At 52.8% G+C, this 16,482-nt stretch carries 13 protein-coding genes and 1 tRNA gene; all 14 read right to left on the bottom strand.

From position 1 onward, the window contains the following. On the bottom strand, nucleotides 1-101 hold a 101-nt coding region (locus tag Q354_RS27965), incomplete at its 3' end, for a GTP-binding protein (protein WP_036230208.1). A 31-nt stretch (nucleotides 102-132) separates the two neighbouring features. After that, the gene (fusA, locus tag Q354_RS0115715; protein WP_027858443.1) at nucleotides 133-2,226 is read right to left on the bottom strand and encodes an elongation factor G; all 2,094 of its coding nucleotides are present in this window, start codon (nucleotides 2,224-2,226) and stop codon (nucleotides 133-135) included. An 18-nt stretch (nucleotides 2,227-2,244) separates the two neighbouring features. Beyond that, nucleotides 2,245-2,715: a 30S ribosomal protein S7 gene (gene rpsG, locus Q354_RS0115710; protein ID WP_027858442.1), complete on the bottom strand. Its 471-nt coding sequence runs from the start codon at nucleotides 2,713-2,715 to the stop codon at nucleotides 2,245-2,247. Nucleotides 2,716-2,872: 157 nt separating this feature from the next. Beyond that, nucleotides 2,873-3,247 carry a 30S ribosomal protein S12 gene (gene rpsL, locus Q354_RS0115705; protein WP_027858441.1) on the bottom strand — a complete coding sequence of 125 codons (375 nt, stop codon included), beginning with the start codon at nucleotides 3,245-3,247 and terminating at the stop codon, nucleotides 2,873-2,875. 119 nt (nucleotides 3,248-3,366) lie between these two features. After that, nucleotides 3,367-7,587 (bottom strand): DNA-directed RNA polymerase subunit beta', encoded by a 4,221-nt coding sequence (rpoC, locus tag Q354_RS0115700; RefSeq protein ID WP_027858440.1) that lies wholly within the window; start codon nucleotides 7,585-7,587, stop codon nucleotides 3,367-3,369. 72 nt (nucleotides 7,588-7,659) lie between these two features. Continuing rightward, nucleotides 7,660-11,763 (bottom strand): DNA-directed RNA polymerase subunit beta, encoded by a 4,104-nt coding sequence (gene rpoB / locus Q354_RS0115695; RefSeq protein WP_027858439.1) that lies wholly within the window; start codon nucleotides 11,761-11,763, stop codon nucleotides 7,660-7,662. 175 nt (nucleotides 11,764-11,938) lie between these two features. Next, entirely contained in the window at nucleotides 11,939-12,310 is a 372-nt protein-coding gene (gene rplL, locus Q354_RS0115690) for a 50S ribosomal protein L7/L12 (protein ID WP_027858438.1), read from the bottom strand. Between the two features lie 69 nt (nucleotides 12,311-12,379). Beyond that, nucleotides 12,380-12,874 carry a 50S ribosomal protein L10 gene (gene rplJ, locus Q354_RS0115685; protein WP_027858437.1) on the bottom strand — a complete coding sequence of 165 codons (495 nt, stop codon included), beginning with the start codon at nucleotides 12,872-12,874 and terminating at the stop codon, nucleotides 12,380-12,382. Between the two features lie 213 nt (nucleotides 12,875-13,087). Continuing rightward, the gene (gene rplA, locus Q354_RS0115680; RefSeq protein ID WP_027858436.1) at nucleotides 13,088-13,783 is read right to left on the bottom strand and encodes a 50S ribosomal protein L1; all 696 of its coding nucleotides are present in this window, start codon (nucleotides 13,781-13,783) and stop codon (nucleotides 13,088-13,090) included. Beyond that, nucleotides 13,783-14,217 (bottom strand): 50S ribosomal protein L11, encoded by a 435-nt coding sequence (gene rplK, locus Q354_RS0115675; protein WP_027858435.1) that lies wholly within the window; start codon nucleotides 14,215-14,217, stop codon nucleotides 13,783-13,785. Before rplK ends, rplA begins: the two co-directional genes overlap by 1 nt. A gap of 100 nt (nucleotides 14,218-14,317) precedes the next feature. Then, nucleotides 14,318-14,851, bottom strand: a complete 534-nt coding sequence (nusG, locus tag Q354_RS0115670) for a transcription termination/antitermination protein NusG (protein WP_027858434.1) — start codon at nucleotides 14,849-14,851, stop codon at nucleotides 14,318-14,320. A gap of 13 nt (nucleotides 14,852-14,864) precedes the next feature. Beyond that, nucleotides 14,865-15,233, bottom strand: a complete 369-nt coding sequence (secE, locus tag Q354_RS0115665; protein WP_027858433.1) for a preprotein translocase subunit SecE — start codon at nucleotides 15,231-15,233, stop codon at nucleotides 14,865-14,867. Nucleotides 15,234-15,296: 63 nt separating this feature from the next. Then, nucleotides 15,297-15,372 (bottom strand) — tRNA-Trp (locus Q354_RS0115660). Between the two features lie 66 nt (nucleotides 15,373-15,438). Continuing rightward, nucleotides 15,439-16,482: elongation factor Tu (gene tuf, locus Q354_RS0115655; protein WP_027858432.1), on the bottom strand; the 1,044-nt coding region annotated here is incomplete at its 5' end.

The raw sequence follows: 16,482 nt of genomic DNA, 5'->3' as shown, positions 1-16,482 counted from the left end.
CGAGTCAGTGCTGCAGTCAGAGTAGTTTTACCGTGGTCAACGTGGCCGATAGTACCAACGTTAACGTGCGGTTTTGAACGCTCAAAAGCTTCTTTAGCCACGATCAATACCTCTTAAACGAATTAGGCAATATTAGTTCAGTTTGATAACAGCTTCAGCGATGTTTGCAGGCGCTTCAGCGTAATCATTAAATTCCATTGAGTAGGTCGCACGACCCTGTGTAGCGGAACGCAGATCGGTCGCATAACCGAACATTTCGCCCAGAGGAACCTGTGCATCAATGACCTTACCGGAAGAGCTATCTTCCATACCCTGAACAAGCCCACGACGACGATTCAGGTCACCCATCACGTCTCCCATGTACTCTTCAGGAGTAACAACTTCAACTTTCATCATTGGCTCAAGCAAGCAAGGACTAGCTTCCTGTGCATACTTCTTCAGAGCCTGAGATGCAGCGATTTTAAACGCCATCTCATTGGAGTCAACCTCGTGGAAAGAACCGTCGTACAGACGCGCTTTCAGACCAATCAGAGGGTAACCAGCGATAACACCGTTCTGCATCTGCTCGGTGATACCTTTTTCGATAGCAGGGATGTATTCCTTCGGAATCGCACCACCTACGATCTCGTTGACGAACTCCAACCCTTCTTCATCAGACGGGCTGAACTCCACAACGACGTGACCATACTGACCACGACCACCAGACTGACGGGCAAACTTATGGTTTGCAACGACTGGCTGACGGATCTTCTCTCGGTAAGCAACCTGAGGCTTACCGATGTTTGCTTCCACCTTAAACTCCCGACGCATACGGTCGACGAGAATATCGAGATGCAGCTCACCCATACCGGAGATGATAGTCTGACCAGACTCCTGATCAGTCTCCACACGGAAAGATGGATCTTCCTGAGCCAGTTTGCCCAGTGCGATACCCATTTTTTCCTGATCCGCTTTGGATCTCGGCTCAACAGCTACAGAGATAACCGGCTCCGGAAACTCCATGCGCTCCAGAACGATGCGATTATCCGAGTCACACAGGGTGTCACCGGTCGTCACATCTTTCATACCAATCAGAGCCGCGATATCGCCTGCGCGAACCTCTTTGATCTCTTCACGGTTATTGGAGTGCATCTGAACCATACGGCCCACGCGCTCTTTCTTGCCTTTAACAGAGTTAATTACACTGTCGCCGGAAGACAGAACACCGGAGTAGACGCGAACAAATGTCAGCGTGCCTACGAACGGGTCAGTCGCGATCTTGAATGCCAGAGCTGCAAAAGGCGCGTCGTCGTCGGCAGGACGAGAGGCAACCGTTTCATCAGCGTTATCCAGAGTACCTTCAATCGCTTTAACGTCCAGCGGAGAAGGCATGTACTCGATAACAGCATCCAGCATTGCCTGAACGCCCTTGTTCTTGAATGCAGAACCACACTGCATCAGAACAACGTCGTTCGCCAAAGTGCGGGAACGCAGGCCAGCTTTGATCTCTTCATTGGACAGCTCACCTTCTTCAAGGTACTTGTCCATCAGTTCGTCATCAGCTTCGGCCGCAGCTTCCATCATCTGCTCGCGCAGTTCGTCAGCTTTGTCCTGCAGTTCGGCCGGGATATCTTCCAGTTCGTAAGACATACCCTGGTCGGCTTCATTCCACATGATGGCTTTCATGCGGATCAGATCAACAACGCCCTTGAATTCGTCTTCAGCACCGATCGGGAAGTTGATCGGCACGGCAGCTGCACCCAGACGGTCTTTCAACTGCTCAACAACCATGAAGAAGTCAGCGCCGGCTCTGTCCATCTTGTTGACGAACACCATACGCGGGACTTCATACTTGTTAGCCTGACGCCAAACAGTCTCAGTCTGCGGCTGAACACCGGAAGATGCACAAAGAACGACAACAGCACCATCCAGCACACGCAGTGAACGCTCTACTTCGATCGTAAAGTCAACGTGCCCCGGCGTATCGATGATATTTACACGATGATCATCGAACTGCTGATTCATGCCCTTCCAGAAACAGGTAGTAGCAGCGGAGGTGATTGTGATACCACGCTCCTGCTCCTGCTCCATCCAGTCCATTGTAGCGGCACCGTCGTGTACTTCACCGATCTTGTGAGAAAGACCGGTATAGAAAAGCACACGCTCAGTAGTAGTGGTCTTACCCGCATCTACGTGTGCACAGATACCGATATTACGGTAGCGTGCGATAGGAGTTTTACGAGCCACAACTCTATCCTCTAAGGTTTAGAAGCGGTAGTGGGCGAACGCTTTGTTCGCTTCAGCCATGCGGTGCACGTCTTCACGTTTCTTAACTGCAGCACCACGGCCTTCAGCAGCGTCAACCATCTCACCAGCCAGGCGCAGCGCCATGGATTTTTCACCACGCTTACGAGCTGCGTCTACCAGCCAGCGCATGGACAGAGCCATACGACGGGATGGACGAACTTCAACAGGAACCTGGTAAGTCGCACCACCTACACGGCGGGACTTAACTTCGACCATTGGCTGTACGCTTTCCAGCGCTTTTTCGAACAGCTCCAGCGGATCCTGGTCTGTGCGCTCCTGAACTTTGTCCAGGGCACCGTATACGATACGTTCAGCAACGGATTTTTTACCGCTAACCATAACGTGGTTGATGAATTTTGCCAGGATAGTGTTACCAAATTTTGGATCTGGCAGAATTTCTCGCTTCGCAGCGACGCGTCTTCTAGGCATTGATAAGCCCTCTATAGTTAAAAGGTCTTCAGGTAAATCAGGCGAGTAAAACACCTGACCTTACTCTTATCGTGTCCGGTCTAGTCTAGCTTTCTTGCTCGTGAAACGTTAATACGCAGCACTGATTAAGATGCAAGCTTCGCCGAAGGTACGACGATTAAGACTTAGGACGTTTAGTACCGTACTTAGAACGGCCCTGTTTACGATCATTTACACCAGAGCAATCCAGCGCACCACGAACAGTGTGGTAACGAACACCTGGAAGGTCTTTTACACGACCACCACGGATCAGAACAACAGAGTGTTCCTGCAGGTTGTGACCTTCACCACCGATGTAGGAAGTCACTTCAAATCCGTTAGTCAGACGAACACGGCATACTTTACGCAGTGCAGAGTTCGGTTTCTTAGGAGTGGTAGTGTATACGCGAGTACACACGCCGCGACGCTGAGGACAAGCCTGCAGTGCAGGTACGTCACTTTTCTGTACCTTGCGCTTACGCGGCTTGCGCACCAACTGGTTGATAGTTGCCATTAAGCAAACTCCAATTTGATGAGCACCAATTACACAAAAGACCGGACAGTATTGCCCAGCCACGGAAGGGCCGGAATTTTAATCAATTCCGGCCCCATACGTCAAATTCTGAATACTTTTTATTCAGAGTCTGGCAGCGAGGCATTCAGCGCTTCAGTCAGCGCCTGTTGTACTTCTTCTGCACTTACAGTGACGGAGCCAGTTTCCTGAGCACGCTTACGCTTACGCTCAGTGTGGTAGGCCAGGCCGGAACCAGCCGGGATCAGACGACCCACGACTACGTTTTCTTTCAGACCACGCAGGAAGTCGCGCTTACCGGTAACCGCACCTTCTGTCAGTACGCGGGTAGTCTCCTGGAAGGAGGCCGCAGAGATGAAGGATTCGGTTGCCAGGGATGCCTTGGTGATACCCAGCAGCACACGGTCGAACTTCGCAGGAATCTTACCATCGGCTTCCAGCTGCTGGTTTTCAGCAACAACGGCCTGGTATTCAACCTGGTCACCCGGGATAAAGGTGGAATCACCGGAGGAGACGATCTCCACCTTACGCAGCATCTGACGCACAATAACTTCAATGTGCTTATCGTTGATGCCTACACCCTGCAGACGGTAAACGTCCTGGATCTCAGAGGTGATGTAGCGAGCCAGCTCGACAACACCCAGTACGCGCAGGATGTCATGCGGGTTGGAAGGACCATCGGAGATCACCTCACCCTTCTCTACATGCTCACCCTCGAAGACGTTCAGGTTACGCCACTTCTGAATCATGATCTCGATCGGATCACCATCAGCCGGCGTAATCACCAGACGCTTCTTACCCTTGGTTTCTTTACCAAAGGTAACAACACCGGAGATCTCAGCCAGAATAGCGGATTCTTTCGGCTTACGCGCTTCAAACAGGTCGGCAACTCGTGGCAGACCACCGGTGATATCTTTGTTCACCGCACCTTCTTGAGGAATACGTGCAAGAACATCACCGACCGCAACTTCGCCGCCATCGCTCAGGTTAAGGATCGCTTTCGCCGGCAGCAGGTACTGGATCGGTGCTTCTGTACCCGGTGTCTTGATGTCGTTACCGTTAGCATCGACCAGCTTCAGCATCGGACGGATGTCCTTACCTGATTGTGGACGATCTTTCGGATCCAGAACTTCAATTGTGGACAGGCCGGTCAGTTCATCTGTCTGGCGCTTAACGGTAATACCGTCTTCCATGCCCGCGAAGGATACACGGCCAGCCATCTCGGAGATGATCGGATGCGTATGCGGGTCCCAGTTAGCGACGATATCGCCTGCATTAACTGTAGCACCGTCCTGGGTCTTGATCACAGAGCCATATGGCAGCTTGTAGCGTTCACGCTCACGACCGTGCTCGTCAGTTACACCCAGTTCACCGGAACGGGAGGTCGCAACCAGCGCGCCGTCAGGACGGGTAACGAACTTCAGGTTGTGCAGACGGACTTCACCGCCATTTTTCACCTGAATGCTGTCCACTGCCGCCGCTCGGGATGCCGCACCACCGATGTGGAAGGTACGCATGGTCAGCTGTGTACCCGGCTCACCGATAGACTGAGCGGCGATAACGCCGACCGCTTCGCCCGGGTTAACCTGATGACCACGACCGAGGTCACGACCGTAACATTTGGCACAGATACCGAAACGGGTGTTACAGGAGATCGCTGTACGAACGGTGATCTCATCGATAGATGAGTAACGCTCGACGTTCTCCAGCTCATGCACCCAGGCTTCATCAATCAGGGTACCGGCGGCGATCAGCGTTTCGCTGCCCGTAGGATCCAGTACATCCTTAGCCACGACACGACCCAGTACGCGCTCACCCAGGCCGACAACAACGTCGCCGCCTTCGATCAATGGCTGCATTACCAGACCTTCGTCTGTGCCACAGTCATCTTCGGTGATAACCACGTCCTGCGCTACGTCTACCAGACGACGCGTCAGGTAACCGGAGTTCGCCGTTTTCAGTGCGGTATCAGCCAGACCCTTACGGGCACCGTGGGTCGAGATGAAGTACTGCAGTACGTTCAGACCTTCACGGAAGTTCGCCACGATCGGCGTCTCGATGATGGAACCGTCCGGCTTGGCCATCAGACCACGCATACCGGCCAGCTGACGAATCTGCGCCGCGCTGCCTCGTGCGCCGGAGTCGGCCATCATGTAAACCGAGTTGAAGGACTCCTGCTCGGTCTCTTCACCTTCTTTGGTGACAACCGGCTCAGTCTTCAGGTTATCCATCATCTTCTTGGCCAGCAGCTCGTTAGCGCGGGACCAGATATCGATAACCTTGTTGTATTTCTCGCCCTGGGTTACCAGACCGTCGGAGAACTGACGCTCGATCTCTTTTACTTCGGCTTCAGCTTCACCCACGATGGTGACTTTCTCATCAGGGATGACGAAGTCGTTCACACCGATGGAAGAACCGGACATGGTTGCCTGACGGAAACCCATGTACATCAGCTGGTCGGCAAAGATTACGGAATCTTTCAGGCCACAGCGACGGTAGGCTTCGTTCAGCAGCTTGGAGATCGCCTTCTTCTTCATGTTCTGGTTAACCAGCGCATAAGGAAGACCCGCCGGTACGATAGCGAACAGCATCGCACGACCGACTGTCGTTTCTTTCAGCTCGGTACGGGTCTCTGAAGAACCATCAATCTCGTTGATAGTTTCAGTGATACGTACACGCACCTTAGCCTGAATATCGACCTGACCGGCGCCGTGGGCACGCTGTACTTCGTCGATATCGGCGAAGACCATACCTTCACCCTTGGCGTTCACACGCTCACGGGTCATGTAGTACAGACCCAGTACCACGTCCTGGGACGGTACGATGATTGGCTCACCGTTGGCAGGTGACAGGATGTTGTTGGTGGACATCATCAGCGCGCGCGCTTCAAGCTGCGCTTCGATTGTCAGCGGTACGTGTACCGCCATCTGGTCACCATCGAAGTCAGCGTTGTATGCCGCACAAACCAGCGGATGCAACTGAATCGCTTTACCTTCAATCAGTACTGGCTCAAACGCCTGGATACCCAGACGGTGCAGTGTTGGTGCACGGTTCAGCAGCACCGGGTGTTCGCGGATGACTTCATCCAGGATATCCCATACCAGCGGCTCTTCGCGCTCAACCATCTTCTTGGCAGCTTTGATAGTGGTGGCGTGGCCACGCAGCTCCAGCTTGGAGAAGATAAACGGCTTGAACAGCTCCAGTGCCATTTTCTTCGGCAGACCACACTGGTGCAGGCGCAGGTAAGGACCTACTACGATTACGGAACGACCGGAGTAGTCAACACGCTTACCCAGCAGGTTCTGACGGAAACGACCCTGCTTACCCTTGATCATGTCAGCCAGGGATTTCAGAGGACGCTTGTTAGAACCGGTGATAGCGCGACCGCGACGACCGTTATCCAGCAGGGCGTCTACAGACTCCTGCAGCATACGCTTCTCGTTACGCACGATGATATCCGGTGCGTTCAGGTCGAGCAGGCGCTTCAGACGGTTGTTACGGTTGATAACGCGACGGTACAGGTCGTTCAGGTCGGAGGTCGCAAAGCGGCCGCCATCCAGAGGAACCAGTGGACGCAGATCAGGCGGCAGTACCGGCAGCACTTCCAGAATCATCCACTCCGGGTTGTTTCCGGACTTGTGGAAGGATTCCAGCAGCTTCAGACGTTTGGACAGCTTCTTGATCTTGGTTTCGGAGTTGGTCTGAGGCAGTTCCTCGCGGATCACCTCGATCTCTTCAGCCAGGTCGATGGAAGCCAGCAGCTCTTTAACGGCTTCGGCACCCATGCGGGCATCGAAGTCATCGCCGTACTCTTCCAGCTTCTCGAAGTACTGTTCGTCATTCAGCATCTGACCGCGTTCCAGGTCAGTCATGCCCGGATCGATCACCACGAAGGACTCGAAGTACAGTACACGCTCGATATCACGCAGCGTCATATCCAGCATCAGACCGATACGGGACGGCAGAGACTTCAGGAACCAGATGTGTGCAACAGGGGACGCCAGTTCGATGTGGCCCATGCGCTCACGACGCACTTTAGCCAGCGTAACTTCAACGCCGCACTTCTCACAGATCACACCACGGTGCTTCATGCGCTTGTACTTACCGCACAGGCACTCGTAATCCTTTACTGGACCAAAGATCTTGGCACAGAAAAGACCTTCACGCTCAGGCTTGAAGGTTCGGTAGTTAATGGTCTCCGGCTTCTTAACTTCACCAAACGACCAGGAGCGGATCATCTCCGGCGAAGCCAGGGAGATTCGAATCGAATCGAACTCTTCTGACTGGCCCTGAGATTTCAGCAGATTTAGCAAATCTTTCATTATCTAAAGCTCCTCACGGAGTTTCTGGCGTGGGGCCCGCAGGCCCCTTCCCGGTAATAAACGGTTACGTCCTTATTCGTTCTCGAGCTCGATATCGATACCCAGGGAACGAATCTCCTTGATCAGTACGTTGAAGGACTCAGGCATGCCTGGCTCCATACGGTGATCGCCGTCAACAATGTTCTTATACATCTTGGTACGGCCGTTAACGTCATCAGACTTAACAGTGAGCATTTCCTGCAGAGTGTATGCCGCACCGTATGCTTCCAGTGCCCACACCTCCATCTCACCGAATCGCTGACCACCGAACTGAGCCTTACCACCCAGCGGCTGCTGGGTAACCAGGCTGTAGGAGCCGGTAGAACGGGCATGCATCTTGTCGTCTACCAGGTGGTTCAGTTTCAGCATGTACATGTAACCAACGGTTACAGGACGGTCGAATTTATCGCCGGTACGGCCATCGTACAGAGTGGACTGTCCGGTATCGCTCAGGTCTGCCAGGCGCAGCAGCTCCTTCACTTCGGACTCGCGGGCACCGTCGAATACCGGTGTCGCAATTGGCACGCCCTTACGCAGGTTGCGCGCCATCTCCAGCACCTGCTCGTCGCTGAAGCTGTCCAGATCTTCCTTACGTGCAGATACGTGACCCGCAATCGGCTGGTTGTAGATGCGATCCAGGAACTCGCGTACGTCGGCAGCTTTCTCAGCCTTGGCGCGTTCAGTTTCCAGCATAGCGTTGATCTTACGGCCCAGACCGGTCGCCGCCATACCCAGATGAGTCTCAAGGATCTGACCTACGTTCATTCGAGACGGTACACCCAGCGGGTTAAGCACGATATCTACCGGCTCGCCGTTATCGTCGTAAGGCATATCTTCGACAGGCATGATTACGGAGATAACACCCTTGTTACCGTGACGGCCCGCCATCTTGTCACCTGGCTGCACACGACGCTTGGTCGCTACATATACCTTGACAATTTTCAGGACGCCCGGCGCCAGGTCATCACCAACCTGCAGCTTGCGTTTCTTGTCTTCGAACTTTTTGTCCAGCTCTTCGCGACGCTCTTCCAGCTGTTTCTGAGCCAGCTCCAGCTGTTCAGCAACGGCTTCTTCAGCGACGCGGATCTTGAACCAGTCAGCCTTCTTCAGATCAGCCAGGAAGTCTTCAGTGATGGTCTGGCCTTTACCAAGACCGGCACCACCTTCGGCAGACAGACCTACCAGGACTTTTTCCAGACGCTCAAAGGTCGCAGATTCAACGATACGGAATTCGTCGTTCAGATCCTTGCGGATCGAATCGAGTTCGGACTTCTCGATCGCCAGCGCACGCTCATCTTTCTGCACGCCATCGCGGGTAAAGACCTGAACGTCGATAACCTTACCAACAGTACCGGTCTTAACGCGCAGGGAGGTATCCTTAACGTCGGACGCTTTCTCACCGAAGATCGCACGCAGCAGCTTCTCTTCCGGTGTCAGCTGGGTCTCGCCCTTAGGCGTGACCTTACCTACCAGAATGTCGCCCGGACCGACTTCAGCACCGATATGCACGATACCGGCCTCATCCAGCTTCGCCAGTGCAGACTCACCCACGTTAGGGATATCAGAGGTGATCTCTTCAGGCCCCAGCTTGGTGTCACGCGCCACACAGGTCAGTTCCTGAATGTGGATAGTGGTGAAACGGTCTTCCTGAACTACGCGTTCGGAGATGAGGATGGAATCCTCGAAGTTGTAACCGTTCCAAGGCATGAATGCGATACGCATGTTCTGGCCCAGTGCCAGCTCACCCATATCCACAGACGGGCCATCCGCCATGATATCGCCTACATTTACCTCGTCACCCGGGAATACGATCGGGCGCTGGTTAATGCAGGTGTTCTGGTTGGAGCGGGTGTACTTGGTCAGGTTGTAGATATCTACACCTGCATCACCGGCATCGACCTCTTCATCACGTACCTTAACCACGATACGACCGGCGTCTACCGACTCGATCACACCGCCACGACGGGCAACCACACAGACACCGGAGTCACGTGCTACGTTGCGTTCGATGCCGGTACCTACCAGCGGCTTGTCAGCACGCAGTGTCGGTACAGCCTGACGCTGCATGTTCGATCCCATCAGGGCTCGGTTAGCATCATCGTGTTCAAGGAACGGGATCAGGGATGCTGCAACGGATACCACCTGACGTGGAGATACATCCATATACTGGACTTTCTCCGGCGGCATAACGGTGAATTCGTTGAGGTGACGCACCGCGACCAGCTCATCGGTCAGCTGCTTGTCAGCATCCATACCGGCGGAAGCCTGGGCGATAACGTACTTGTTCTCTTCGATCGCAGACAGATAATCGATCTCGTCGGTTACCACGCCGTCGTTAACGCGACGATAAGCGGTTTCCAGGAAACCGTAGTCGTTGGTACGGGCGAATACGGCCAGAGAGTTGATCAGACCGATGTTCGGACCTTCCGGCGTTTCGATAGGACATACACGACCATAGTGAGTCGGGTGTACGTCTCGCACCTCAAAGCCGGCACGCTCACGGGTCAGGCCGCCCGGGCCCAGAGCAGAGACACGACGCTTGTGAGTCACCTCAGACAGCGGGTTGTTCTGGTCCATAAACTGGGACAGCTGGGAAGAACCGAAGAACTCCTTGATCGCAGCGGCAACCGGCTTGGCATTGATCAGATCCTGAGGCATCAGGTTATCCGACTCAGCCATGCTCAGACGCTCACGTACAGCACGCTCTACACGCACCAGGCCTACGCGGAACTGGTTTTCAGCCATCTCGCCAACAGAACGGATACGACGGTTACCCAGGTGGTCGATATCATCGACGGTGCCGCTACCGTTACGGATGTCGATCAGGACCTTCATCACTTCGAGGATGTCGTCCTTATCCAGAACGCCACTGCCTGTAATCTCATCGCGACCGATACGACGGTTGAACTTCATACGACCTACCGCAGACAGGTCATAACGGTCTTCGGAGAAGAACAGGTTCTCGAACAGCGCCTCTGCAGACTCTTTCGTTGGCGGCTCACCCGGACGCATCATTCGGTAGATTTCTACCAGAGCTTCCAGCTGGTTGCGGGTCGGGTCGATACGCAGGGTATCGGAGATAAAGGAGCCGCAATCCAGATCGTTGGTGTAGAGGGTCTCGATACGGCTGACGCCGATATTGACCAGCTTCTCAACCAGATCTTCAGTGATCTCAGTGTTACAGATACAGATCAGTTCACCGGTGGTCGGATCGATCACGTCTTTTGCGATCGGCTTGCCACACAGGTACTCCATCGGCACCTCAAGCTCAGTCATATCCGCTTTCTGCATCTGGCGGATATGGCGTGGCGTAATACGACGACCAGCTTCAACGATTACATTGCCTTCCGGATCTTTGATCTCGAAAGACATGGTCTCACCACGCAGGCGGTCTGCGACCAGATCCATGCGGATAGAGCCATCAGTCACGGTCCAGTTGGTGTTATCAAAGAAGATATCCAGTACTTCTTCAGCGGTATAACCCAGCGCGCGCAACAGGATAGTTGCCGGCAGCTTACGGCGACGGTCGATACGAACAAACAGATTGTCCTTAGGATCGAACTCGAAGTCCAGCCATGAGCCGCGGTAAGGGATCACGCGTGCGGAGTACAACAATTTACCGGAGGAGTGTGTCTTACCCTTATCGTGGTCGAAGAATACACCAGGAGAACGGTGCAGCTGAGATACGATTACACGCTCAGTACCGTTTACGACAAAGGTGCCGTTCTCGGTCATCAGCGGCATTTCGCCCATGTAAACTTCTTGTTCCTTGATGTCCTTAACCGCTTTCGTACTGGAGTCACGGTCGTAGATCACCAGGCGTACTTTGACGCGCAGTGGTGCAGCGTAGGTGATACCACGCACCTGACACTCTTTCACGTCGAAAACGGGTTCACCGAGGCGATAACCAACGTATTCCAGAGATGCATTTCCGGAATAGGAGACAATCGGGAAAACGGAACCGAATGCAGCATGCAGACCTTCGTCTTTGCGCTCTGCTACATTGTTGTTACCCGATTGAAGGAATTTTTTATAAGAGTCGAGCTGGATCGCCAGCAGGTACGGCACATCCATAACCTGCGGCAGTTTGCCGAAGTCCTTACGAATGCGTTTCTTTTCTGTGTATGAGTAAGCCATCAGTGTTCCCCAGCAAGTGCACCTAAAAGAGAAACAGTCCAGACAGGGTGTTCCGGTCTGTATAACCGCTATTTAATTGCTGTCTATAAATAACGGAAAAAGGCCGGTGGCAAAATTGCCACCAGCCATAAGCACTTCGAGCAATCAGAGACTGCCCGGAAAAGCATAGAAGCTATTACTTGATCTCAACAGATGCGCCTGCTTCTTCCAGGGCTTTCTTGAGTTCTTCAGCTTCTTCTTTGGAAACGCCTTCTTTAACAGCGGCTGGAGCGCCGTCAACCATACCTTTGGCTTCTTTCAGACCAAGGCCGGTAGCGCCACGTACTGCTTTGATTACGTTAACTTTCTTATCGCCAGCAGCGGTAAGGATAACGTCAAATTCAGTCTGCTCTTCAGCAGCAGCAGCGCCTTCAGCAGCACCGCCAGCCACTACAGCTGCAGCAGCAGTAACGCCGAATTTTTCTTCCATTGCTTCGATCAGTGCAACAACGTCCTTAACAGACATTTCAGCGATAGCGTTAAGGATATCTTCGTGAGTCAGAGACATGATTCAATTCCTGAAAATCGAGAGCCAAGAGGCTCATTAAAACTTTTATGAAAACAGTTGCGTAGTAACTTACGCAGCCTGCTCTTCTTTCTGGTCGCGAACAGCTGCGATAGTACGGCAAAGTTTGCCGGCAGCAGCTTCTTTCATGCACATCATCAGCTTCGCAATCGCTTCGTCGTATGTTGGCAGGCTTGCCAGCATAGCAACATCTACGATTTCGCCTTCGAATGCAGCCGCTTTCAGTTCAAACTTGTCATTGCCTTTAGCAAAGTCTTTCAGAATACGAGCGCCAGCGCCCGGATGTTCTGTAGAGAAAGCAATGATGCTTGGACCTTTAAAAGTATCCTGCAAGCATGCATAGTCAGTGCCTTCGACTGCGCGCTTAGCCAGTGTGTTACGTACGACTTTCAGCCATACGCCTGCTTCACGGGCTTCTTTACGCAGTGCAGTCATGTCGCCTACTTCTACGCCGCGGGAATCCGCAACTACAGCAGACAAAGCACCCTTTGCAGCTTCCTGGACTTCAGCGACGATCGCTTTTTTGTCTTCGAGTCCTAATGCCACGGTATACTCCTGGATTTAGTCTTTCGACTGATTACCAACCCCCCGGAAACCGGGGTTTGAGCACGGTGGTTTGATTCTTGTGAATCTCACCGTCTGCGCAGGCTGGTTGCCCCATTAAGATGCGCTCAGTCAAACTGCCGCATCACCTGCGGTCTTTGACGGCCTTCGTCTCTGTAAAACAGGTCACGAAGACCCTCAAAAAACCTTTAAGGATCACGCTTCCAGAGAAGCCTGATCTACAGCCAGACCTGGACCCATGGTAGTGGACAGGGTGACTTTCTTCACATACACGCCTTTAGCAGAAGCTGGTTTCAGCTTCTTCAGGTCAGCCAGCAGTGCTTCGATGTTCTGCTTGATAGCAGCCGCGTCGAAGTCAACTTTGCCAACACCCGCGTGGATGATGCCGTTCTTGTCAGTACGGAAACGTACCTGACCGGCTTTAGCATTTTTCACTGCAGTTTCAACGTCCGGAGTCACGGTACCCACTTTAGGGTTAGGCATCAGACCACGTGGACCCAGAATCTGACCCAGCTGACCAACGATACGCATTGCGTCCGGAGTGGCGATAACTACGCCAAAGTCCAGGTCGCCGCCTTTGATCTGCTCTGCCAGGTCTTCGAAACCTACAACATCAGCACCTGCTGCTTTTGCTTTCTCAGCGTTTTCGCCCTGAGTGAAGACAGCAACACGCACATCTTTACCAGTACCGTTAGGCAGTACAGTAGAACCACGAACAACCTGATCGGATTTACGTGGATCTACGCCCAGGTTTACAGCTACATCTACAGACTCTTTGAACTTCACAGCGGACAGTTCAGACAGCAGTGCAACCGCTTCTTCTACCTGGTAAGCCTTACCAGCTTCAACTTTCTCGTTGATCGCCTTCTGGCGCTTAGTCAGCTTAGCCATTACTCATCACCCTCCACCAACAGACCCATGCTGCGAGCAGAACCCGCGATGGTGCGACAAGCTGCATCCATATCAGCAGCAGTCAGATCCGCCATTTTAGCGGTAGCAATCTCTTCCAGCTGAGCGCGGGTAACAGTACCGACTTTCTCAGTGTTTGGACGACCGGAACCACTCTTCAGGCCTGCTGCTTTTTTCAGCAGAACAGAAGCTGGTGGGGTTTTAGTGATGAACGTAAAGCTACGGTCAGCATATACAGTGATAACAACAGGAACTGGCATACCAGCTTCCATACCCTGCGTAGACGCGTTGAACGCCTTACAGAATTCCATGATGTTAACGCCGTGCTGGCCCAGTGCCGGACCTACTGGTGGAGACGGGTTCGCCTGACCAGCGGCTACCTGCAGCTTGATATAAGCTTCAATCTTCTTAGCCATTAAAAAACTCCTATGGGTTCAAACGCCTTTCGGCTCCCCGTGGTTTCAACATAGAAAAACCCCGATACAAAGATCGAGGTGATTTCAGATCCATCTTTACTCAGGCTTTTTCGACCTGGGTAAACTCCAACTCTACCGGAGTAGAGCGACCGAAGATCAGAACTGCAACCTGCAGCTTGTTCTTCTCGTAGTTAACTTCTTCAACCACACCATTAAAGTCAGCGAATGGGCCATCGATAACACGCACCATTTCGCCCGGCTCAAAGACCGTTTTAGGCCGTGGCTTATCCACACCGCTTTCAACGCGCTGCAGAATTTCATTTGCTTCTTTTTCTGTGATAGGCGCCGGCTTATCTGCAGTACCACCAATAAAACCAAGAACCTGAGGCGTATCTTTCACCAGGTGCCAGGTCTCATCGTTCATTTCCATATTCACCAGCACGTAACCCGGATAGAACTTACGCTCGGACTTACGCTTTTTCCCACCACGAATTTCAACCACTTCTTCGGTAGGCACCAGCACATCACCAAAGAAATCTTGCATCTGAAGGCGTTCGATACGCTCTTTCAGGGAGTTCATCACGCGCTTTTCAAAGCCGGAATACGCATGAACCACATACCAACGATTTGCCATGCTTACACCTTAATTAGCCGATAACGCCTGACACGAGCCAACTCAACAGTGAGTCCAGCCCCCAAAGAAATAAACCAATCACCAGAACCGCAACAACAACCATTAAGGTTGTCTGAGTCGTTTCCTGACGAGTTGGCCATACAACCTTGCGGATTTCCGCTTTCGCTTCTTTAAACAGCGAGAAGAAACCCTTACCTTTTTCGGTCTGCAGCGCGACGAAACCTGCCACCGCCATCAACACCAGAAGCACAACCACCCGATAAAACAGGGACTGGTCCGCATAGATGGAATTACCGACAACACCAGCGGCAACCAATGAAATGACCAGAAGCCACTTCAGGCCGTCAAACTTTGAACCTTCGGAAGTCACTTTAGAGTTCACGCTAGGAGCCTCAGCTTTATAGACAAGCTTGCGCTTTATTTAGACACCAATCCTGAAGAGGATTGGCAGGCCAGGAGGGACTCGAACCCCCAACCTGCGGTTTTGGAGACCGCTGCTCTGCCAATTGAGCCACTGGCCTGTCGCTTAACAGGGAGGCACATTATATGCCCCTCCCCTGGGCTTTGCAATACCTAATTATCGGATTTTACGCGATAATTTTGGATACTACGCCGGCACCGACAGTACGACCACCTTCACGGATGGCGAAACGCAGACCGTCTTCCATCGCGATTGGGTTGATCAGGGTAACAGACATCTGGATGTTGTCACCTGGCATTACCATTTCAACACCCTCTGGCAGCTCACAAGCGCCAGTGATGTCAGTCGTACGGAAGTAGAACTGTGGACGGTAGCCTTTAAAGAATGGCGTGTGACGACCACCCTCTTCTTTAGACAGTACGTATACTTCACCTTCGAACTGAGTGTGAGGAGTGATAGTACCTGGCTTAGCCAGTACCTGACCACGCTCAACTTCGTCACGCTTAGTACCACGCAGCAGCGCACCGATGTTCTCACCTGCACGACCTTCGTCCAGCAGCTTACGGAACATCTCTACACCAGTACAGGTCGTCTTGGTAGTTTCTTTAATACCAACGATTTCGATCTCTTCGCCAGTCTTAACGATACCACGCTCTACACGGCCAGTTACTACAGTACCACGACCGGAGATAGAGAATACGTCCTCGATAGGCATCAGGAATGGCTGATCGATTGCACGCTCTGGCTCTGGGATGTAAGTATCCAGTGCTTCTACCAGTTTCTTAACCGCAGTCGTACCCAGTTCGTTGTCGTCCTGGCCGTTCAGGGCCATCAGCGCGGAACCTGCGATGATTGGAGTGTCGTCGCCCGGGAAGTCGTAAGTATCCAGCAGCTCACGCAGTTCCATTTCGACCAGTTCCAGCATCTCTGCGTATTCTTCAGAGTCAACGCCGCCGCAATCTTCAGCCAGCAGGTCAGCTTTGTTCAGGAATACTACGATGTAAGGTACACCTACCTGACGGGACAGCAGGATGTGCTCACGAGTTTGAGGCATAGGGCCGTCAGTCGCACCACATACCAGGATAGCGCCGTCCATCTGAGCCGCACCGGTGATCATGTTTTTCACATAATCCGCGTGCCCTGGGCAGTCAACGTGCGCGTAGTGACGGATTGTAGAGTCATACTCTACGTGAGAGGTCGCGATGGTGAT

This window comes from Marinobacterium jannaschii DSM 6295 (assembly GCF_000620085.1).
GTDB classification, from domain to species: Bacteria; Pseudomonadota; Gammaproteobacteria; order Pseudomonadales; family Balneatricaceae; genus Pontibacterium; species Pontibacterium jannaschii.
This window is presented reverse-complemented; position numbering and strand designations above follow the sequence as displayed.

What these genes read in the sequence shown, in the direction of transcription:
- rpsG (WP_027858442.1), bottom strand. Translation starts at nt 2,715, where the DNA reads ATGCCTAGAAGACGCGTCGCTGCGAAGCGAGAAATTCTGCCAGATCCA.
- rpsL (WP_027858441.1), bottom strand. Translation starts at nt 3,247, where the DNA reads ATGGCAACTATCAACCAGTTGGTGCGCAAGCCGCGTAAGCGCAAGGTA.
- rpoC (WP_027858440.1), bottom strand. Translation starts at nt 7,587, where the DNA reads ATGAAAGATTTGCTAAATCTGCTGAAATCTCAGGGCCAGTCAGAAGAG.
- rpoB (WP_027858439.1), bottom strand. Translation starts at nt 11,763, where the DNA reads ATGGCTTACTCATACACAGAAAAGAAACGCATTCGTAAGGACTTCGGC.
- rplL (WP_027858438.1), bottom strand. Translation starts at nt 12,310, where the DNA reads ATGTCTCTGACTCACGAAGATATCCTTAACGCTATCGCTGAAATGTCT.
- rplA (WP_027858436.1), bottom strand. Translation starts at nt 13,783, where the DNA reads ATGGCTAAGCTGACTAAGCGCCAGAAGGCGATCAACGAGAAAGTTGAA.
- rplK (WP_027858435.1), bottom strand. Translation starts at nt 14,217, where the DNA reads ATGGCTAAGAAGATTGAAGCTTATATCAAGCTGCAGGTAGCCGCTGGT.
- nusG (WP_027858434.1), bottom strand. Translation starts at nt 14,851, where the DNA reads ATGGCAAATCGTTGGTATGTGGTTCATGCGTATTCCGGCTTTGAAAAG.